The 19370-nt window shown below is 70.2% G+C and carries 18 protein-coding genes; 7 read left to right on the forward strand and 11 right to left on the reverse strand.

Going from position 1 to position 19370, the window contains the following annotated elements:
• Nucleotides 1-10: 10 nt before the first annotated feature.
• Nucleotides 11-2197 carry a GH92 family glycosyl hydrolase gene (locus tag ACIA5G_RS17600; protein WP_395924197.1) on the forward strand — a complete coding sequence of 729 codons (2187 nt, stop codon included), beginning with the start codon at nt 11-13 and terminating at the stop codon, nt 2195-2197.
• Here the strand turns inward: ACIA5G_RS17600 and ACIA5G_RS17605 are convergent.
• A complete protein-coding gene (locus ACIA5G_RS17605; RefSeq protein WP_395924199.1) occupies nt 2190-2981 on the reverse strand; it encodes a transglutaminase family protein in 792 nt (263 codons plus the stop codon). The genes ACIA5G_RS17600 and ACIA5G_RS17605 overlap by 8 nt on opposite strands.
• Nucleotides 2982-3003: 22 nt before the next feature.
• On the opposite strand from ACIA5G_RS17605, the gene ACIA5G_RS17610 reads away from it, so the two are divergent.
• Nucleotides 3004-3585: a dienelactone hydrolase family protein gene (locus tag ACIA5G_RS17610; protein ID WP_395924201.1), complete on the forward strand. Its 582-nt coding sequence runs from the start codon at nt 3004-3006 to the stop codon at nt 3583-3585.
• Here the strand turns inward: ACIA5G_RS17610 and ACIA5G_RS17615 are convergent.
• A complete protein-coding gene (locus ACIA5G_RS17615) occupies nt 3557-4783 on the reverse strand; it encodes a cytochrome P450 (RefSeq protein ID WP_395924203.1) in 1227 nt (408 codons plus the stop codon). The two genes, ACIA5G_RS17610 and ACIA5G_RS17615, sit on opposite strands and share 29 nt — an antisense overlap.
• A 232-nt stretch (nt 4784-5015) precedes the next feature.
• Between ACIA5G_RS17615 and ACIA5G_RS17620 the strand changes: the two genes are divergently transcribed.
• Complete coding sequence (locus tag ACIA5G_RS17620; RefSeq protein ID WP_395924205.1) at nt 5016-6173, forward strand: steroid 3-ketoacyl-CoA thiolase; 1158 nt, start codon at nt 5016-5018, stop codon at nt 6171-6173.
• Here the strand turns inward: ACIA5G_RS17620 and ACIA5G_RS17625 are convergent.
• Nucleotides 6157-6390, reverse strand: coding sequence for a hypothetical protein (locus ACIA5G_RS17625; RefSeq protein WP_395924207.1), 234 nt, complete (start codon nt 6388-6390; stop codon nt 6157-6159). The two genes, ACIA5G_RS17620 and ACIA5G_RS17625, sit on opposite strands and share 17 nt — an antisense overlap.
• Here ACIA5G_RS17625 and ACIA5G_RS17630 point away from each other — a divergent pair.
• Nucleotides 6370-6843: an asparagine synthase-related protein gene (locus ACIA5G_RS17630; RefSeq protein ID WP_395924209.1), complete on the forward strand. Its 474-nt coding sequence runs from the start codon at nt 6370-6372 to the stop codon at nt 6841-6843. The two genes, ACIA5G_RS17625 and ACIA5G_RS17630, sit on opposite strands and share 21 nt — an antisense overlap.
• Nucleotides 6844-6847: 4 nt before the next feature.
• Here the strand turns inward: ACIA5G_RS17630 and ACIA5G_RS17635 are convergent, their stop codons facing one another.
• Entirely contained in the window at nt 6848-7234 is a 387-nt protein-coding gene (locus ACIA5G_RS17635) for a RidA family protein (protein ID WP_395924211.1), read from the reverse strand.
• A gap of 43 nt (nt 7235-7277) precedes the next feature.
• On the opposite strand from ACIA5G_RS17635, the gene ACIA5G_RS17640 reads away from it, so the two are divergent.
• Both ACIA5G_RS17640 and ACIA5G_RS17645 read left to right on the forward strand, forming a co-directional pair.
• Nucleotides 7278-8075, forward strand: coding sequence for an alpha/beta fold hydrolase (locus ACIA5G_RS17640; protein ID WP_395924213.1), 798 nt, complete (start codon nt 7278-7280; stop codon nt 8073-8075).
• 146 nt (nt 8076-8221) lie between these two features.
• Nucleotides 8222-9766 carry a hypothetical protein gene (locus ACIA5G_RS17645; RefSeq protein WP_395924215.1) on the forward strand — a complete coding sequence of 515 codons (1545 nt, stop codon included), beginning with the start codon at nt 8222-8224 and terminating at the stop codon, nt 9764-9766.
• A 14-nt stretch (nt 9767-9780) separates the two neighbouring features.
• Here ACIA5G_RS17645 and ACIA5G_RS17650 read toward each other — a convergent pair whose 3' ends face one another.
• The 4 genes from ACIA5G_RS17650 to ACIA5G_RS17665 are packed head-to-tail and all read right to left on the reverse strand — an operon-like array spanning nt 9781 to nt 13793.
• Nucleotides 9781-10983, reverse strand: a complete 1203-nt coding sequence (locus tag ACIA5G_RS17650; RefSeq protein WP_395924217.1) for an amidohydrolase family protein — start codon at nt 10981-10983, stop codon at nt 9781-9783.
• Complete coding sequence (locus tag ACIA5G_RS17655) at nt 10980-12401, reverse strand: sodium:solute symporter (RefSeq protein WP_395924219.1); 1422 nt, start codon at nt 12399-12401, stop codon at nt 10980-10982. Before ACIA5G_RS17655 ends, ACIA5G_RS17650 begins: the two co-directional genes overlap by 4 nt.
• Complete coding sequence (locus tag ACIA5G_RS17660; RefSeq protein ID WP_395924221.1) at nt 12398-12595, reverse strand: hypothetical protein; 198 nt, start codon at nt 12593-12595, stop codon at nt 12398-12400. Before ACIA5G_RS17660 ends, ACIA5G_RS17655 begins: the two co-directional genes overlap by 4 nt.
• A gap of 4 nt (nt 12596-12599) precedes the next feature.
• Complete coding sequence (locus ACIA5G_RS17665; RefSeq protein ID WP_395924223.1) at nt 12600-13793, reverse strand: M20 family metallopeptidase; 1194 nt, start codon at nt 13791-13793, stop codon at nt 12600-12602.
• A 68-nt stretch (nt 13794-13861) separates the two neighbouring features.
• Here ACIA5G_RS17665 and ACIA5G_RS17670 point away from each other — a divergent pair, with 68 nt between their 5' ends.
• Nucleotides 13862-14926, forward strand: a complete 1065-nt coding sequence (locus tag ACIA5G_RS17670; RefSeq protein ID WP_395924225.1) for an Lrp/AsnC family transcriptional regulator — start codon at nt 13862-13864, stop codon at nt 14924-14926.
• Between the two features lie 829 nt (nt 14927-15755).
• On the opposite strand, the gene ACIA5G_RS17675 is transcribed toward ACIA5G_RS17670, so the two are convergent.
• From ACIA5G_RS17675 to ACIA5G_RS17685, 3 genes are all read right to left on the reverse strand, one after another.
• The gene (locus ACIA5G_RS17675; RefSeq protein WP_395924227.1) at nt 15756-16709 is read right to left on the reverse strand and encodes an SCO0930 family lipoprotein; all 954 of its coding nucleotides are present in this window, start codon (nt 16707-16709) and stop codon (nt 15756-15758) included.
• Between the two features lie 39 nt (nt 16710-16748).
• Complete coding sequence (locus ACIA5G_RS17680) at nt 16749-18260, reverse strand: DUF1996 domain-containing protein (protein WP_395924229.1); 1512 nt, start codon at nt 18258-18260, stop codon at nt 16749-16751.
• Between the two features lie 314 nt (nt 18261-18574).
• Nucleotides 18575-19366 carry a zf-HC2 domain-containing protein gene (locus ACIA5G_RS17685; protein ID WP_395924231.1) on the reverse strand — a complete coding sequence of 264 codons (792 nt, stop codon included), beginning with the start codon at nt 19364-19366 and terminating at the stop codon, nt 18575-18577.
• Nucleotides 19367-19370: the final 4 nt, after the last annotated feature.

Consider the following 19370-nt stretch of genomic DNA (forward strand, 5'->3'; position numbering starts at 1 on the left):
GGACAGCTCCATGCGCGTTCGCCTGCTTCTCGCTCCCATTCTTGCCCTGTCGCTGGTCACCGCGGTGCCGGCGGCCGCGCACCCGCACCGGTCGAACGTCGACCTGGTCAACCCGCTGATCGGCACCACCGGCGCCGACCCCGCCGAGTACGGCGGGATGATCCCGAGCACCGCGCCGCCGTTCGCGATGACGCGGTGGTCACCGCAGACGCGCGTCAACTACGTCAGCCGGCTCCCCTACCACCACGACGACCCCGCGATCACCGGGTTCATCGGCACGCACCAGCCGGCGATCTGGATGGGCGACTCCGGCTACGTCTCGGGCATGCCGGGCATCGGCGACGTCCAGGTGGGGCGGTCGATGCCGTTCACCCACGCCGACGAGCACGCGTCGCCTTCGAAGTACTCGGTGAAGATGGCCACGGGTGTCGGCGCCGAACTGACCGGGACGTCGCGCGTCGGCGTCATGCGCTTCACCTTCCCGGCGGACGCGTCACCGAACTTCGTCCTCACCGCGACGCGGGCCGGCATCACCGGCGCCGTGCACGTCGACCCGGCGCGGCGCGAGATCTCCGGGTACAACCCGGACCGCCAGGATTCGAAGCTCGGGCCGTTCAAGGCGCCGAACTTCAAGGGCTACTTCGTCGCCGGCTTCGACACGCCGGTGACCGGCTTCGGGACGTCGACCGGGACCACGCTGCACGACGGCGAACGCGACCGGACGGATGCCGGGCTCGGCGCTTTTGTGCGCTTCCCCGCTTCGGCGCGCACGGTCCAGGTGCGGATCGCGACGTCGTTCATCTCGATCGACCAGGCCCGCGAAAACCTGCGGCGCGAGGTACCCGCGGGCACCGGCTTCGACCGCGTCGCGGCGCAGACCAAGGCGGCGTGGAGCGAGAAGCTCGACCGCGTCGACGTCGAAGGCGCGACGCCGGACCAGCTGGCGACGTTCTACACCAGCATGTTCCACGCGCTGCAGTACCCGTCGGAGATGTCGGAGTACGGCCGCTACTACAGCGCCTACGACGACCGAGTCCACAATGGAGTGAGCTACACGAGTTACTCCCTCTGGGACACCTTCCGCGCCGAAAACGCCTTCCTGACGCTGTTCGCGCCCGAGCGCGTCGACGACATGGTGACGTCGATGCTGCACGACTACCGCGAAGGCGGCTGGCTGCCGATGTGGAAGAACCCGGCCGAGACCAACATCATGGTCGGCACCAACGCCGACTCGATCATCGCCGAGGCCATCGCGAAGGGCTTCACCGGGTTCGACCGCAAGCTGGCCTACGAAGCCGTCTACAAGGACGCGATGACACCGCCCGACCGGGACACGGAGCTGCGGTTCGCCGACCGTGAAGAGGGCACGCCGGTCGAGGCGCGGGCCGGGCTGACGACGTACAAGCAGAACGGCTGGGTCGCCGCCGACCGGACCGCCGAAGCAGCGTCGCGGACACTGGACTACGCCTACGAGGACTGGGCGGTGGCCCAGGTGGCTTCGGCGGTGGGCAAACCCGACGATGCCGCGTTCTTCTTGGAGCGCAGCAAGAACTACCGGAACCTGTACAACCCGGCGACCGGGTTCATGCAGGCCCGGAACTTCGACGGCGCGTGGACGTCCGGCGGCTGGACCGAGGGCAACGAGTGGGTGTACACCTTCGACGTCATGCACGACGTGCCCGGGCTGATCTCGCTGATGGGGCGCGACAAGTTCGTCGCGCTGCTGGACCGGCACTTCGGCGAGGGGCACAACAACCACACCAACGAACCCAGCCACCACATCGGCTACCTCTACGACTACGCCGGGCAGCCGTGGAAGACCCAGGCCCAGGTGCGCTCGATCGCCGCGGCGAACTACGCGAACAAGCCCGACGGGCTGACCGGCAACGACGACTGCGGCCAGATGTCGTCGTGGTACCTGCTCTCGTCGATCGGGATCTACCCGGTGACACCGGCGTCGGACACCTACGCGGTGGGCAGCCCGTTCTTCTCGAAGGTGACCCTGCGGCTGCCCGGTTCTTCCCGCCCGCTAGTGGTGTCCTCGCCCGGGAACTCGGCGTCGACGCCGTACGTGTCTTCCCTTTCCCTGAACGGCAAGCCCGTCTCGAAGCCGATGCTGACCCAGCGCGACCTGACCGGCGGCGGCGTGCTGCGGTTCGGGATGAGCGCGACGCCGACCACGTGGGGCGTCAGCTGAGCACGACCAGCTCGGTCCAGTCGTCCTGGGGCAGCGCGGTGTCCGTGGTCGCGAACACCGTGCTGCCCAGGAAGTCGAGCTCGCAGCCGAGGGTGGCGAGGAAGGAGGTGTCGGCGGCGTCCCGCCCGGTCGAAATCCGGAGCATGGTCTGCCGCGGCGCCAGGTGGGTGGCGTCGAAGACGTACCAGTGCCCGTCGACGGCGGCCTCGAAGACGGCGTGGAAGTCCATCGGCGCCAGCCCGGGCGCGTAGACGCCGACGTAGCGCGCGGGGATGTCGAGGAACCGGCACAGCGTGATGCAGACGTGCGCGAAGTCGCGGCAGACGCCTTCGCCGGCCAGCAGTGTGTCGATCGCGTCGTCGGTCCCCCGGCTGGAGCCGACCACATAGGACAGTCGCTCGTGGACGTGCCGGACGATCGTGTCCACCTTGTCCTTGGCGCGCTCCAGCGAGAACAGCTCCGGCGGCACCAGCCCGGCGATCCGGTCGGACGGGCAGTACCGGCTGGGCCGGGTGAACACCGCGGCGTCACCGCGGGTGAGCGGCTCGGGTTCGGACTCGGTCAGCGCCCGCTCGGCGTGGTAGGTGACCCGGTGCTCACCGGCGGGCAGCTCGAAGACCTCGGCGCGCGTCCCGTGCTCGAACTCGACCCCCTCGCTCTCCCCGTGCCAGGAGACCTTGAGTTCTTCGGTGTCCGCGTGCGCCGCCCCGATCGAGACGGCCGCAGCGCCGGGCTCGGTGACACGCACGGAGAATTCGACGTCGACGGTCGCTCGAGAGGCCATCGCCTCATGATGTCATGGTCCGGTGACCACCATCGTGCTCTTCCACTCGGTACTGGGGCTGCGGCCCGTCGAGCTCGGCCTCGCCGACCGGCTGCGGGAGGCCGGGCACCGCGTCGTCACGCCCGACCTCTACGCCGGCTCGACCGCCGCGACGATCGAGGAAGGCTTCGTGCTGAAGGACACCGTCGGCTGGCCTGCCATCGTCGGGCGGGCCCGGGAAGCCGTGCGAGACCTGCCCGCGGAAACCGTGCTCATGGGCGTGTCGATGGGAGCAGGCGTCGTCCAGGAGGTACTGCCCGACCGGCCCGATACGGCCGGTGTCCTGCTGTTGCACGCCGTGGGAGCACTGCCCGCGTCGGTCCGCGCGGGCCTGCCGGCCCAGGCGCACGTCGCCGACCCCGACCCGATCGCGCCCCCGGCGCAGGTCGCGGCCTGGCAGGCCGCCGCGACCCGGTCCGGCGCCGACGCCCAGGTGTTCACCTACCCGGGCATCGGCCACTTCTACACCGACGCGGCCGGCCCCGACCACGACGAACCCGCCGCCGAGCGCACCCGGCAGCGGGTCCTCGAGTTCCTCAGGCGTACCGAACGGGATAGTGCTTGATCCCGTTCAACCAGCTGGACCGCAGCCGCACCGGGGGCGCGGCTTCGGTGATGTCCGGCATCACGTCGGAGATCGCGTTGAAGATCAGGTCGATCTCCAGCCGGGCCAGGTTGGCGCCGATGCAGTAGTGCGAACCGGTGCCGCCGAAGCCGACGTGCGGGTTGTCCTCGCGCATGATGTCGAACTTCTCCGCCTCGTCGAACACCTCGGGGTCGAAGTTGGCGGAGCTGTAGAACATGCCGACACGGTCACCCTTGCGGATCTGCGCGCCGCCGAGCTCGGTGTCGCGGGTGGCGGTGCGCTGGAAGGCGACCACCGGGGTGGCCCAGCGGACGATCTCGTCGGGCGCGGTCTTCGGCCGCTGGTCCTTGTAGAGCTCCCACTGGTCCAGGTGGTCGAGGAACGCCTTCATGCCGTGGGTGATGGCGTTGCGCGTGGTCTCGTTGCCGGCGACCGCGAGCAGGATGACGAAGAAGCCGAACTCGTCGGAGCCGAGCGCTTCGCCGTCGACGTCGGCCTGGATCAGCTTCGTGACGATGTCGTCCATCGGGCACTTGCGCCGGTCCTCGGCCATGTTCCAGGCGTAGCCGATCAGCTGCGCGGACGCCTCCAGCGGCTCGACCTCGTACTCCGGGTCGTCGTAGGCGACCATCTGGTTGGACCAGTCGAAGATCTTGAGCCGGTCCTCCTGCGGGATGCCGATCAGCTCGGCGATCGCCTGCAGCGGCAGCTCGCACGCGACGTCGGTGACGAAGTCGCCGGTGCCCTTCTTGCGCGCCTCGTGGACGATCTTTTCGGCACGCTCGCGCAGTGTGTCCTCGAGCTTCGAGATGGAGCGCGGCGTGAAGCCCTTCGACACGATCCGCCGCAGCTTGGTGTGCTGCGGGGCGTCCATGTTGAGCAGTACCAGGCGGTTCGCGTTGAGGCGATCCTCGGTCATGCTCTCGTCGAAGCGGATGATCGCGGTCTTCTCGCTGGACGAGTAGAGCGCGCTGTCGCGCGAGACCTCCTTGACGTCCTCGTGCCGGGAGACGACCCAATAGCCGTCGTCGCCGAAGCCCGCGGTGTTGGTCTTCTGGGGGTTCCACCACACCGGGGCGGTCCGCCTCAACTCGGCGAACTCGGCCAGGGGCAGCCGTTGGGCATAGAGGTCCGGGTCCGTGAAGTCGAAACCGGCGGGGATGAGCGGAGCGGCCACGTTGCCTCCCACGGTTCGCCGTGAAACACGTTCTACCTCGGATTGAAGCATACGGTGTTAACTAAAGGAAGACCGTTCAGTGAAACCCGTTAACTTGACCGATGACGGCAGGTGAGCGAGCGCTCAGCCAGCAGAGATCAAGAAGGGTCCAGCCCTGCGATCGCTTGCACAGAACGATAACTTGTTCTAGTTTTTGAGTCAGTGAACACCGTTCCCCGACGAAAGGGACGACATGGGCGTGCCGGTCATCGTCGAAGCCGTGCGGACCCCGATCGGCAAGCGGGGCGGGCTGCTGGCCGGCCTGCACGCCGCCGAGCTGCTGGGTGCCGCGCAGCTCGCCCTGCTCGACCGGGCCGGGATCGACCCCGCGCTGGTCGAGCAGCTGATCGGCGGCTGCGTCACGCAGGCCGGCGAGCAGTCCAACAACGTCACGCGCACCGCGTGGCTGCACGCGGGCCTGCCCGAGACGGCGGGCGCGACGACGATCGACGCCCAGTGCGGCTCGGCGCAGCAGGCCACCCACCTGGTCGCCGGCCTGATCGCGGCGGACGCCATCGAGGCCGGCGTCGCGTGCGGCGTCGAGGCGATGAGCCGCGTCCCGCTCGGCGCGAACCGGGCGACCGGCTCACCGCGGCCGTCGTCGTGGTCGATCGACCTGCCCAACCAGTACGGCGCGGCCGAGCGCATCGCCGTCCGGCGCGGGCTGACCCGCGCCGACGTCGACACGTTCGGCGCGGCGTCCCAGCACAAGGCGGCGGCCGCCTGGGAAGCCGGGCACTTCGACCGCGAGGTGGCGCCGGTGAAGGCCCCGGTCCTCGACGCCGACGGTGGCTTGACCGGCGAAACCCGCCTGGTCGCCCGCGACCAGGGTCTCCGCGAGACGACGGTCGAGGGCCTGGCCCGGCTGAAGCCGGTGGTGGAAGACGGGATCCACACGGCGGGCACGTCGTCCCAGATCTCCGACGGCGCGGCGGCCCTGCTCCTGATGGACTCCGACCGGGCGGCGGCGCTGGGCCTGCGTCCCCGGGCGCGGATCGTCGCGCAGGCGCTGGTCGGGGCCGAGCCGTACTACCACCTGGACGGCCCGATCCGCGCGACGGAACGGGTGCTCTCCCGCACGGGCATGACGATCGCCGACCCGGATCTGTTCGAGGTCAACGAAGCGTTCGCGTCGGTGGCGCTGTCGTGGCAGCGGACGCTGGCCCCGGACGAGTCGCGGGTCAACGTCAACGGCGGCGCGATCGCCCTCGGCCACCCGGTGGGCAGCACCGGAGCGCGGTTGCTGACGACGGCGTTGCACGAGCTGGAGCGCCGGGACGCATCGACGGCCCTGGTCACGATGTGCGCCGGCGGCGCCCTCGCCACCGCGACGATCATCGAACGGCTCTGACGTCGTCGATCTCGCCGACGACCAGGTGGACAAAAGTGCCGGAAAGCCCGTAGGTGCTGACCCCCGCGAGCGCCCGTCCCGGGGAGGGCCACTCGGCTGAGGTCGGGTTCGGGCAGTGCACCGTCGCGGGCACCCGCCGGTTGCGGACCACCAGAGCGGTCTTGATCAACCCGGCGAGCCCGCCCGCCGCCTCCGGATGCCCGATGTTCGACTTCACCGGGCCGACCAGGCACGGCTGCCCCGCGGCCGGCCGGACCCGATCGCCGCCCCGATCGCCCGCAGTTCGACGACGTCCCCGGCAGGCGCTCGCCGAAGTTCCGGTGCTGCCGGGGGAAACCCCGGCGCAGCGCCGGATGCGCGAGGTGTTCCACCTGCACCTGACCCGCCGGCTGCCGGGCCGTGGGCGCACCACACCTTCGACGGCCGGGAGAAGTCCCTGCTCCGGGCGGCGGTGGCCGACCTGCTCCCGCGCAGCGTCACCCAGCGGGTCAAGGCGACCCACGACCCGGCCTACGACGTCGCGATCCGCTCGCAGGCGGCGGATCTGCTGGCGTCACCGGGCGGGCCTACCTCGACCCGGCGCGGCTGCGCGAGCGGCTGGACCGCCCCTCGGCCGACCGGGCGACGCGCGCGGGCCTCGACTTCGCGCTCAACCTGGACCTTTGGCTGACGCGTCAGGCCGGTAGGTGGGCGTCCACCTCGATTTCGATCTTCATGCGCGGGTCGGCCAGACCGCACTGCAGCATCGTCGCCGCCGGGCGGACGTCGGCAAAAGCCTTGCGCAGCACCGGCCAGCACGGCTCGAAGTCCTCGCGCGCCGGCAGCAGGTAGCGGACGCGGACGACGTCGGCGAGGGTGCAGCCCGCCTCTTTCAGCGCGGCTTCGATGTTGCGCAGGCATTGCGCGGCCTGCTCGACGACGTCTTCGGAGATGGTCATCGTGGTGTAGTCGAAGCCCGTCGTGCCCGAGACGTAGACCCGATCGCCGAGCACGACCGCCCGGGCGTAGCCGATTTGTTCCTCGAAGGTCGACCCGCTGAGGATCGCTCGCCGTTCCGTCATACCGCGCACGTTAGCTTGCGGCCGTTGTGCTTCACTTCGATGCATGATCTCGGAAAGCCGTTGCCCGGTGGAGGACGGTGAGCTCCTCGTCCGCCGCGGCGGCGAGGGTCCGGCGCTGCTGCTGATCGCGGGCGGCACCGGGTCGGGTGACTCGTACCGCGCGCTGGCGAAGCAGCTGTACGCGGATTACACCGTGATCACCTACGACCGCCGCGGCCACTTCGGCAGCACGGACACCACCACCGGCCCGGTGCCGGTGGCCCTGCAGGCCGACGACGCACGGGCCGTGCTGGAGCACGCAACCGACGGCCCGGCGCTGGTGTTCGGCTCGAGCGCGGGCGCGCTGATCGGCCTCGACCTGGTGGCGCGGTTTTCGGACCGGGTGACCACGCTGGTCGCGCACGAACCCCCGGCGGTGCACCTGATGCCGGACGCGGGTAGCTGGCTCGAAGCGGCCGCCGAACAGGTGCGGCTGGCCCGTTCGGGTGAGCTGATGCGGGCGGTGACCCGCTTCGCCGACGCGATCGCGGGCGCGGCCCTGCCCGACCTGCCGACGATCCGTCTCCCCCACGAGGCCGACTGGATCCGGCTGTTCGACCGCGAGCTGACGGAGTTCTTCGACTACCTGCCGGACCTGCGCGCCCTGCGCCGCGCGAGTACGGAGATCTTCCCGGTGGCGGGCGAAGGCAGCCGCGGTCGTTACCACTACCAGCCGGCGAAGATCCTGGCCCTGGAGCTGGGCTTGCCGTTCGGCGAGATGCCCGGCGCACACCTGGCGCCGCAGCGAAACCCGTCGAAGTTCGCGGCGGCGTTGAAGGACCTGCTGAGCCCGGAGTTCTGACGACGGGCCTTCACCCCGTTCGTTGCGCTGTTCAGGCGTGTCTTTCTCGATGCTGTAACGAGCCTCTCGGTCCTCGCGACGTGGGTGGGGTCGAAGTCCTCGCTCACCACCAAGATCACGCGAGCCACCCTGGACCAGGGAGTCTCATGGCGCAGGCCCTCCAGATGCACCTCAACCAGGCTCTCATGCGGATCCCGCGCCGAGCGGAAAGCGCCGACCGGTCGACGTTGGCCGCCACCTACGTCGCCGCGGGGTCCTTCTCCGCGATGATCAACTCCGCGGACCACCAGATCCTCTTCGGCCGGCGCGGTACCGGCAAGACCCACGGGTTGCTGCACCTCCACGATCTCGTCGAACAGACCGGAGACGTCGCGATCTACCTCGACCTGCGGACGATCGGGTCGACCGGGGGCTTGTACGCCAACGAGGCCCTGACCCCCGCCCAGCGCGGCACGCAACTCCTGGTGGACACGCTCGAAGCGGTCCACGACCAGCTCCTCGCCTTGGCGGTCGACGGCCGGGTGCCCGACCAGGACGGGTTTCTGCGTGGCCTCGACGCGCTGGTCGCCGCCGCGACCGAGGTCGAGGTCGTCGGAGAAACCGAGCAAGAGCAAACACTCGGCGACGCCGTCGAGCGGCAGAGCGCGCTCGAAGCGTCGTTGGGACGGAAGAGCGGGGTCAAGGCGTACGCGCGGCACAAGGCGTCCAAGTCCGCGTCGAGCCGGCAAAAGCGCACCGGCATCGAACAGCACCGGGTCATGTTCGGTCCGCTGAGCAGAGCGATCCAGGCCGTTGCCGACGGAATCCGGCCGGCGCGGCTGTGGCTGCTCCTCGACGAGTGGAGCAGCGTTCCGCTCGACCTGCAGCCGTTTCTGGCAGATCTGCTGCGGCGCAGTGTCCTGCCGATCCGGGGCATCACGGTGAAGATCGCCGCCATCGAACACCGCGCCCGGTTCTTCGTCCCCCTCCACGACGACTACCTGGGGATCGAGGTCGGCTCGGACGCGGCGTCCACGGTCAGTCTCGACGACGCCCTGGTCTTCGACCAGTCGCGGGAAAGAGCTCAAGCTTTCTTCCGGCAGCTGTTCTACAACCACGTCCGGCCGGTCCTGACTTCGATGCTGCGGACGGCGGCTCCCGGCATCGACGAGTTCACCTCCGGGACGTTCCAGGAGGGAGCGTTTCCCGAACTCGTCAGAGCCGCCGAAGGAGTTCCCCGGGACGCGATCAACATCGCCGCGCTCGCCGCTCAGCACGCCCACACTGCGAAGATCGACCTCCCGCACGTGCGCCGGGCCGCCCGCGACTGGTACCTGCGGGACAAGAAGCTCGCGATCAGCAGGTACGAGGACGCCGACCGGATCTTGAGCCTCCTGGTCGACGAAGTCGTCGGTCAGCGTAAGTCCCGGACCTTCCTTCTGTCCGTGCGGAACCGGCCTGCCGCGATCGACGCTCTGTGCGACGCACGCCTGCTCCACGTCCTCCGGCGCGGCATCGTCGATCCTCGCCACCCGGGACAGCTTTACGACGGCTTCGCCATCGACTACGGCTGCTACGTCGCGCTGCTCATCGAACGGGACGCGAACCTCAGAAGCCGCGGCAAGGCCCAGAACGACGACTTCATGAGCGTCCCCGCCGACGTCTTCCGGTTCGACAAGGCCGTCGTGGATCTCGACCGGCTGGGCACCTGAGGCATCCTCCGGTGTCAGACCACCCGGGTGCCGTCCTTCCAGACCTCCCGGATGTTCGACGCCAAAGCCGGGAAGTCGTACGGATCCCCCGCCACCACCACAAGATCGGCCCGCAGCCCCGGCTCGACGCGGCCCAGTTCGCCGTCCAGGCCCATCAGCCGGGCCGCCGACGAGGTGGTCGCCTCCAGGACGTCCGCCTGAGTCATGCCGCACGCCGCCATCAGGGCCAGTTCCTCGAGGTTGGTCCCGTGCGGGCCGACGCCGCTGTCGGTGCCCATCGCGATCCGGACGCCCGCCGCGTACGCGCGGCGGACCGAGTCGCGGTGGATTTCCACCACTTCGCGGGCCTTCGCCACCACCGCCGCCGGGAGGTCGACGCCCGCGTCGGCCGCGCGGACCACGTTGACCGGGGCGATCAGCGTCGGCACCAGCCACGTGCCGTGGCCGAGCATCAGCTCGATCGCCTCGTCGTCGAGGTAGATGCCGTGCTCGATCGAGCGCGCGCCCGCGCGGACGGCGTTCTTGATGCCCGCCGCGCCCTGGGCGTGCGCCATCACCGGGCGGCCCTGCATCGACGCCTCGGTGACCAGGACCTCCAGCTCCTCCGGCGTGAACTGCGAGTGCCGCGGGTCGTCACGCGGGGAAAGGACACCGCCGGTCGTGCACACCTTGAGCACGTCCGCGCCCGCGCGAAGCAGCGTCCGGGCGACGCGGCGCACCTCGTCGGGGCCGTCGGCGGTGGCGTCCGGCCGGCCCGGGTGCGGCACCAGCAACGGCACGCACGTGCCCGACGGGTACCAGTCGTCCCCGTGGCCGCCGGTCGGGGTGATCAGGCCGATCGAGATCTGCAGCCGCGGCCCCGGGATCAGCCCGTCGTCGACCGCCTGCTTGATGCCGAGGTCCGCGCCGGCCGCGTCGCGCACCGTCGTGATGCCCAGCCCGAGCGTCGCCCACAGGTTCCGCGCGGCCTCGTAGAACTGGTACGAGAACGGCTTCTGCACGCGGGAGAGCATCCCGATCTCCGACACCGTGACGTGCACGTGGCAGTCGAACAGCCCGGGCAGCAGCACCGCGCCGGCGCAGTCGACCCCCTCGTCGCCGTCCAGGTCCGTGCCGACGTCGACGATCCGGCCGTGCTCGACGACGACGTCGGCCGCCGCCGGCTCCGCGCCGGTGCCGTCGAACACCGAACCGCCCGTGAAGACCGTGCGCGTCACGCCGCCTCCTCAGAAGAAGCCGAAACAGCCAGCCGTTCCACCAGGACGGCCAGCCCGAGCACCACGACGTTCACCCCGAGCCCGATCAGGCCCACGTTCACCGTGCCGGCCAGGTGAGTGTCCACAAAGGTCAGCCAGACGACCACGAGCTCGCCGGCGATCAGCCCGGCGAACACCGGGCCCTTGCCGACGGGCACCCGCCGGAGGAAGCCGAGCAGGTTGGCCGGAGCCAGCTGGACCGAGCCCGAATAGGTGAGCAACAGCAGGTTGGCCAGCAGGTCCGGCCGGAAGATGCCGAGCACGAGGGCAAGAGTACTCGCGAGCACAACCGTGCCGTGGTTGATCCAGAACTGCTTGCGGCCACTGCGGACGCGGACTATGTTCCGCGCCACCAGCGACGAGATGCCGATCAGGATCCCGGCGGCCGGGACCATGGCGGTGGCCGTCGCGGCGACCACGATGATGCCGGTCACCCAGCCGGGCAAAGCATCCTTCGACAGCGTCAGCAATACGCCGTTCGGGTCACTCCCCTTGGGCACCACGAGGATCGCGGCGAACCCCACGATCATCGGCAGCAGCAGGCACAGTTCGTACACCGGCATCCAGGCGTAGTTGCGCCGCAGCACCTTCGGGTCGCGTGCGGACATCAGTGCCGGCCACGAATGCGGCAGCGTCATCAGCCCGACGCCGACGGCGCTGACCAGCATGCTCGTCACGAACCAGACGTGGTCGTTCGCTCCACTGTGGACGATCAGCTTCTCGGGGTGCAGCTGCTCGATCTTGTGGAACACCGCGGGGATCCCGCCCGCGAAGTGCGTCGGCACCGCGACGATCAGCACCACCAGCGCGACCAGCATGATCCCGTCCTTGAAGTAGGACGTCGCCGCGACGCCGCGCAGCCCGGCCCACAGCACGAACGCGACCACCAGCACACTGCCGGTGATCATGCTGAGCGTGCCGGACGCGCTGTCGCCGGTGACCAGCCGGACGATCAGGCCGAGGCCGGTGATCTGCAGCTGCAGGTACGGCAGCACGAAGATCACGCCCAGTACCGCGGACAGCGTCCCGAGCGCCCGACTGGAGTAGCGGTCCTCGAGGAAGTCGCCCTGCGTGAGGTAACCGCGTTCCTTGCCCAGCGTCCAGAGGCGCTTGGCCAGGAAGAACAGCACGACGTAGGCGATCGGGACGTACGGCAGCGCGTACATCGCCGCGACACCGCCGGAGAACGCGAGCCCGGCCATACCGAGGAAGGTGAAGGTCGTGAACACCTCCCCCGCCTGGAGGAACCACATCGTCAGCGCGCCGAAGCGGCGGCCGCCGACGGTCCATTCGGCCAGGTCGGCGACCGGCTTGCGGCGCCCGACAAAACCGAGCACGCCGATCAAGACGATGCCGGCGAGGGTGAAAGCGAGGATCATTCGTCGTCCTCCCGCGTGTGCAGCAGGCGTTCGGACAGCAGCAGCGCCGGGGTGAACATCAGGCACCAGAACGCGCCCCACACGATCATCCGCGGCAGCCCGAGCCACAGCCCGGTGGTGTTGACGAACGGCAGGAACGGCATCAGGACCAGCGCGACGACCGGAAGCAGCGGCGGCCAGTGGTAGCTGCGCACGACGTCACCCCGCCAGGATCTCGAGCCGGCGGACGGCGAGCTCGGCCAGCAGCGCGGCGCCGTCGCCGAGCACGCTGTCGTCGAAGCGGGCGCGGGGTGAATGGTTGTCCGGCGAGTTCTCCGGGTCCGTCGGGCACGCGCCGAGGAAGAGGTAGGCGCCGGGCACCCGCTCCAGCACGCGGGAGAAGTCCTCCGAACCGGTGATCGGATCGGCCATCTCGGTGAACCGCTCCGCACCGAAGACGTCGCGGATCGTGTCGGCGACGAAGTCGTACGCGCCGGCGTCGTTCACGGTCGCCGGGTACTCCGGCTCGTAGGTGACGTCGATGTCGAGCCCGTGCGCCTGGGCGATGCCCTGGCACACCTGCACCGCGCGCTCCCCCACCCGGGCCGCGACCTCCGGCGAGAACGACCGGAGGGTCGCCTCGAACACCGCGTCGTCCGGGATGATATTGCGCCGGGTGCCGGCGTGGAACGTGCCGACGGTGACCACGACCGGGTCGAAGACGTCGAAGCTGCGCGTGACCATCGTCTGCAGCGCGGTCACCATCTCGCAGGCCGCCGGGATCGGGTCGCGGGCGTCGTGCGGCGACGAGCCGTGGCCGCCGTCGCCGCGCACCCGCACGAACAGCCCGCCCGACGCCGCCATCAGCGTGCCCGGCCGGGCGGTGAAGTGGCCCTTCGCGTACGTCGAGGCCGAGACGTGCAGGCCGTAGGCGGCGTCGACGTGCTTGCCGGACGCCGTCAACACACCTTCCTCGATCATGTGGCCCGCGCCGTCCCAGCCCTCTTCGCCGGGCTGGAACATGAACACGACGTCACCGGGCAGGTCCGCCTTGCGGGCGGCGAGCAGGCGGGCCGCGCCGACCAGCCCGGCGGTGTGGAGGTCGTGGCCACAAGCGTGCATGGCGCCGTCGTGGGTCGAGCTGAACTCCTCGCCGCTGGCCTCGGTGACCGGGAGGGCGTCCATGTCGCCGCGCAGCAGGACCGTGCCGCCGGGTTTGCCGCCGCGCAGGACGCCGGTGATCGACGAGAGGCTCTTGCCGAGGCTGACTTCGAGACCGAGCCCGTCCAGGGCGGCGAGCACGCGTTCTTGGGTGCGCGGGAGGTGCAGGCCGATCTCGGGGATCCGGTGCAGGTCGCGGCGCAGGGTGACCAGGTCGTCGAGCAGGGCGGCGGCGTCGGAGCGCAGGGTCATCCGCCGATCATGCGAGTGTCGAGCACAATGGCCGTGGAAAATCCTCAGAACCACCGTTTCGAGGGCTGATGAGCGAAGAATCCGCCATGCTGGCCGAGCAGGACCTCAAACTGGTCGACGCGCTCCAGGCGGCGCCGCGGGCGTCCTGGTCGACGCTCGGGCGGGCGCTCGGCCTGGGCGCGGTGACCGCCGCCCGGCGCTGGGACGCGCTTGTCGAACGCGGCGACGCCTGGCTCACCGCCTACGCCGGCGGTGAGCTGACCGCGCAGCTGGCGCTGGCCTTCGTCGAGATCGAGTGCGAGCCGGGGACGGCGCTGGACGTCGCCGGTGCGCTGGCGGCGGACGAGCATGTGGTCACCGTGGAGTACCTGGCCGGGCCGTGCGACCTGCTCGTCCACGTCGTGACCCCGACGTTGCGGGAGCTCGGCGCGCACGTCCTGGACCGGGTGACGACGGTGCCCGGCGTGAGCCGCGTGCGGACGGTGCTGTCCCCGCGGATGTTCACCGAGGGCAGCCGGTGGCGGGTGCGGGCGATCTCGCCGGGTCAGCGCGAGGCCCTCTCCGCGAAGCCGGCGAAGAACCGCGCGCCGCTGCGGTTCGACGAGGCGGACCGGGCGCTGATCCTGGCGTTGGGGGTCGACGCCCGCGCGTCGGCGGCGGCACTGGCGCTCGAACTCGGCGTCGGCGCGACGACCGTCCGGCGCCGGCTGGACACGCTCCTGGCCCGCGGCGCGATCCGGGTGCGGTGCGAAATCGCTCGGTCCGTCTCTCCCGCGCCGGTCACACTGACGCTCTGGCTGCGGGTGCCCCCGGACAAGCTCGAGACGACGGCGCGATCGCTGGCGATGCTGCCGGAGGTCCGGATGTGCGCGGCGCTGTCCGGAGCGGCGAACCTGATGCTGGTGGTGTGGCTGCCTTCGCAGCACGAGAGCGTGGCGCTGGAGGCGGTGCTGGCGGCGAAGCTGCCCTGGCTGGAGATCACTGGCAGGGCGGTGACGCTGCGGAGCGTCAAGCTGATGGGCCGCCTGCTGGACCCCGCCGGGCGTGGCACCGGCCGGGTGCCGCTGGATTTCTGGGCCGCGGTCCCCGTGCCGGAGCACGGGAACCGCGGCCTGAGCCGGCCCGGGGGATGAGGGGGGTGAGGTGGAGGGAAGCATCCACCGGACCGGGGTCTCTTTTCTTGGGGGTCTCCGCGGATCTGCGGAGAGCTGGGCCGGTGACCGAGGGGCGGTCACGGGCCGGGAGATTCGGGGGCGGATCTCGCGTGACTGGACGCGGATCTCGCGTGATCGGAAACGTGACTCGCGTGATCCGAGCCGGATCTCGCGTGACTGCGGGCGGAACTCGTGTGCCTGGAGGGTCGGCTCGCGTACCTGGACGGTCGGTTCGCGTACCTGGACGGTCGGTTCGCGTACCTGGACGGTCGGTTCGTACCTGGACGGTCGGTTCGCGTACCGGGAGAGTCGGCTCGCGGAGCGGGGCGGTCGGCTCGTGCAACTGCGGAGTCGGTTTGCGTGCCCGGAGGGTCGGCTCGCGCGATGGGGGAACGTAACTCGCGTGATTGGAAGCGGAACTCGCGTGATTAAAGGGGGATCTCGCGTGATTGGGGAGGCATTACGTGTGATTGGAGGGGCATCACGGGGTGGGTGGGTGGGAGGGAGGGTTCCGGCCGGTGGACTGGGGGGGGGTGAGGTGGAGGGAAGTGTCCACCGGGCCGGAACTCGCGGGCGGGAGCGACTCCCGCCGTCTCCTCCTTCGCTGACCCGGCGGAGCCGGATCGGTGTTGGGTGAAGAATCCCGGCCCGGCGAACGGGGGGGGTGAGGTGGAGGGAAGTGTCCACCGGACCGGGGCTCGGGGCGCGGGACGGGGGTCCCGCGGTTCTTGCGGTGGTGCAACCGGCCCGGCGAACGGGGGGGTGAGGTGGAGGGAAGTGTCCGCCGGGCCGGGGTTCGTGGGGCGGGTCAGTACCCGCCGGTTGCGGAAGCGGTGGTGATCGAGGAGTCGGGCCGGCGAGCCGGGTCGACCTTGCAGCCGTTGGGTTCCACGGCGTACCAGGTGTTTCCGGCGCCGTGGCCGTTCGCCTCGCCGGGCGCGCCGTCCTGGGCGTAGGTGTAGACGGGCCAGCCGCCGACGGTCACCTGCAGGGCGCCGTCGGTCCGACGGATCCGGCCGATCAAGCTCGTGTCGACGCTTTCGGCGACGGTGATCCGGCCGTCGGCGAGCACCGGCGGCCACTTGTCCGCACAGGACCCGTCGCAGGTGGACTCGCCGGAGTCCTTGCCGTCCTTGGTGAACAGGTAGAGCGTCCGGCCCGAACGGTCGGTGAGCACCGGCCCGAGGCCGCCGATTTCGGTGGCGCCGACGGTGGTCGGCTCGGCCGGCTGGGCCGCGGAGCCGGCGGTCGCCTTCTCCCCCGTCGGTGTGACGGCCGCCCAGTCGGCGCTGACGTTCTGGCCGAGCGCGGTGCCCGAGCCGGTGTCCTTGGCGTAGGTGTAGACCGGCCACCCGCCGACGGAGACCTGCTTGCGGCCGTCGGGCCGGGTGACGAGGCTGACGAGCTGGTCGTCGATCCCGTCGGTGAGCGCCGGGACGTCGGAAAGCAGCGGTGGCCACATTTCCGCGCAGGCGTCGACGCAGACCGCCTTCGGCGGTTTGGCGCCGTCCTTGGCGTAGCGGTAGAGCGTGTGGCCCGCCGCGTCGGTCAGGACCTGGCCCAGACCCTCCACGGTGGAGGTGATCAGCCGGGCCTGGCCGGCGGTGGAGCCGGCCGGAACCGTGCCCGCCGGTTGCTGCGCGCCGAGCGCCACCGGCTGGACAGCACCGGAAGTGGCGTACGGGTTGGACCCGCAGGCCGCGACCAGCGCGAGTCCGGCGACGGTGAGCACGACGGCGGCAACCGGGCGAGCACGGTTCATCGGAAGTTCTCCTTCCTGCGTATCAGAAGGGCGGGCGGATCATTCCGCGCAGGTCTTGCCGGAGTTGATGCAGTTGACCAGGCGGCCCATGATCTTCTTGCTCATCACGTTCGCGAAGTCGTCGTGGTCCGACCGGGGGTTGTGCTTCTCCTGGGCGAACGCGTCCACTTTGTACTGGCCGTTCTGCTGGACGTCCTGCGGGACGTCGTAGACCAGCGTCACCTGCAGCTGCGGCACGTTCTTGAAGCCCTGCGGGCACTTGCCCTGCTGGTTCGCGAACACGATGTGCGTGCGGTGGTTCGCGCTGTCGGTGTTCTTGCCGTCCCAGCAGTTCGGGAAGGCGTGGATGCGCTCGACCTTGCTGCCCGCCGGGCAGATCGGGTAGAGGTCGGTGAGCCGGTCCTCGAACCCGGTGCAGGTCCAGCTGGGCCGGGCGTTGGCCGGGCCGTTGGTGCTCTGCTTGGCGTCACCGTAAAGGACACGCAGGCCGAGCGGCATGGCGACGACGTTCTGGGCGCCACCACCGATGAACTTCAGCGTCGCGGACTCCGGCTCGATGATTTCGCCGTCGTTGTCGCCGACCTCTTCGTTCTCACCCTGGGGTCCGCCGAGTTCCTCGGCCGGGGGCGCGGCGGCACTGCTGCTCTGGTTGCCGTTCTGGCCGCCGTTGTTCTGGCCACCGTTCTGGCCGCCGTTCTGACCGCCGTTCTGGCCACCGTTCTGACCGCCACGACGGCGGTCCTGGGCCTGCTGCTGGTCCTGCTGGTTCTGACCGTCCTGCTGCTGGGCGTTCTGGTCACCACCACGGCCCGCGCCACCACCGGTGTTTCGGCGCTTCTGCTCGCCGTTCTGGTCCTGGGCGTTCTGGTCCTGCTGACCCTGGTCCTGCGCGTTCTGGTCCTGCGCGTTCGGGTCCTCGGCGTTTTCGCCCTGAGCGCCCTGAGCATCCTGAGCGTCCTGGCCTTCCCCGGCCGCTTCCGCGGCCTGGGCGTCCTCGGCGCTCTGGTCCTGCTGGACGTCTCCGGTCTTGCCCTGCTGCTTCTGCTGGGCCTGCTCGTTTTCGTTCTCGTTGGCCGCGTCGTCTTCGCGGTCGATCCGGATCACGGGCCAGAAGTAGGCGGACTTGTCACCGTTCTTGCAGGTGGTGTCGCCGGCGAGCAGGCTCTTCAGGCTGGAGTCGGCGTCCGTCGTGACGTTGCCGACGTAGTCGTGCAGGTGCTGGGCGCCGTTCTTGATCCCGGGCTGGGCGATGAAGTTGTCCGGGTTGTGGTGCGCGCCGTCGGCGTTCGTTCCACAGTCGACAGTGAAGGAACCCTTGGCACCCTTCTTCTGCAAGGCCGCGTTGACGTTGTTGCCGGCGGGAACCTTGTTGATGTCGATGAAGAACGACGGGTCCGCGGGGTCGGCACTGGCCTCGCCCGTGCGGCCCGTCGTGACCGCGACGGCGAGTGCGCCGACGGCGATCGCCAGGCCGAGCGCGCCCATGGCGATCTTGGTACGGCGGGCTACACGATGCTTGCCCGTCACGGGGGACCGAGAATTCCGGGGCATGGACTAGTTCACCTCGTTCGTTTTTCCGGGCGCGCCGAACAGCGCAGCAGCCCGGCCAAGAACTACCGATAATTGAGGTCGAGATCGCTCGGAACCCGGGGGACGTGCACCGGGGCCCGGCCGCCGGCCGTTCCGGCGTTGCTGGCCCGGTGCCGCTGGTTCCGGCGTCGGGGTGCATCGGGGGATGCATTGGGGGATACGGACCCCAGCGCCGAGAGGTTCAAAAGCGACCGGCCCGTTATCTGTTCGTTATCAAGCGGAACGCAACCGGACAGCATTAACCCAGGTCATCGCGTTATCGAGACAAAAAAGATTCAGCGCTGCACGATGACGAGGACCGTGCCGTCGTCACCGCGGACCTCGAAGCGGGCGATCTGGTCCATCACCATGGAGATGGAACCCTGCAGCCGCAACGGTTCGGACGAGCCGGGGATGCCGAACCCCTTGGGGGGCACCACCCAGCTGGACACCACACGCTCGTCGCCCGCCGTCGAGACGGCGACCAGCTGGCACTTCAACGGCCCGACGATCCCGCGCAGCTCGAGGTCGACACGGCTGCCCCACTCCACCGGGGAGACGGTGACGAGGGCGCTGACCGCGGACCCGCCGCTGCCGCGGCCGTAGGTCTGGCCGCCGCCGGGCTGCGGCTGGGTGCCGGCCGGCGGCGGCGCGGTGGACGTCGCGGGCACACTCGTCACCGGCGGCGGCTGCTTGCCGCTCGGCGCGGCGAGCGAGGCGGGCGGGACGGCGTCGGCCGGCCGGACCGCGAGGGTCACCAGCGGGCCGGCCACGACGAGCGCGGCGGCCGCGACGCCGGCGATGATGCCGAGCCGCTTGCGGCGGCGGCGCTTGACGGTGGCCTCTTCCATCAGGCCGCGCAGCACCCGAGGGCCGGGCGAGAGGGTGCGCGGGCTGGGCGCGGGCATCGGGGGCTCCGGCCAGCTGCGCTTCACCAGGTCGAGGACGTCCGGCAACTGGTAGAGCTCGATCAGGTCGAGCTGGCAGTGCGGGCAGTTCATCAGGTGGGCTTCGAACTGGGTGTTCTCGGCCTCGCTGAGGACGCCGAGCACGTACGCGGCGACATCGGTGTGTGCGGACCCGGCCACCCTC

Source organism: Amycolatopsis sp. NPDC051758 (assembly GCF_044453095.1).
GTDB lineage: Bacteria > Actinomycetota > Actinomycetes > Mycobacteriales > Pseudonocardiaceae > Amycolatopsis.

Bases quoted from the DNA above. Each gene is read 5' to 3' on its own strand.
- ACIA5G_RS17600 (WP_395924197.1), top strand. From the start codon at position 11: ATGCGCGTTCGCCTGCTTCTCGCTCCCATTCTTGCCCTGTCGCTGGTC.
- ACIA5G_RS17635 (WP_395924211.1), bottom strand. From the start codon at position 7,234: ATGACGGAACGGCGAGCGATCCTCAGCGGGTCGACCTTCGAGGAACAA.
- ACIA5G_RS17605 (WP_395924199.1), bottom strand. From the start codon at position 2,981: ATGGCCTCTCGAGCGACCGTCGACGTCGAATTCTCCGTGCGTGTCACC.
- ACIA5G_RS17670 (WP_395924225.1), top strand. From the start codon at position 13,862: ATGAGCGAAGAATCCGCCATGCTGGCCGAGCAGGACCTCAAACTGGTC.
- ACIA5G_RS17665 (WP_395924223.1), bottom strand. From the start codon at position 13,793: ATGACCCTGCGCTCCGACGCCGCCGCCCTGCTCGACGACCTGGTCACC.
- ACIA5G_RS17630 (WP_395924209.1), top strand. From the start codon at position 6,370: ATGCCCGATGTTCGACTTCACCGGGCCGACCAGGCACGGCTGCCCCGC.
- ACIA5G_RS17645 (WP_395924215.1), top strand. From the start codon at position 8,222: ATGGCGCAGGCCCTCCAGATGCACCTCAACCAGGCTCTCATGCGGATC.
- ACIA5G_RS17640 (WP_395924213.1), top strand. From the start codon at position 7,278: ATGATCTCGGAAAGCCGTTGCCCGGTGGAGGACGGTGAGCTCCTCGTC.
- ACIA5G_RS17620 (WP_395924205.1), top strand. From the start codon at position 5,016: ATGGGCGTGCCGGTCATCGTCGAAGCCGTGCGGACCCCGATCGGCAAG.
- ACIA5G_RS17680 (WP_395924229.1), bottom strand. From the start codon at position 18,260: ATGCCCCGGAATTCTCGGTCCCCCGTGACGGGCAAGCATCGTGTAGCC.
- ACIA5G_RS17655 (WP_395924219.1), bottom strand. From the start codon at position 12,401: ATGATCCTCGCTTTCACCCTCGCCGGCATCGTCTTGATCGGCGTGCTC.
- ACIA5G_RS17675 (WP_395924227.1), bottom strand. From the start codon at position 16,709: ATGAACCGTGCTCGCCCGGTTGCCGCCGTCGTGCTCACCGTCGCCGGA.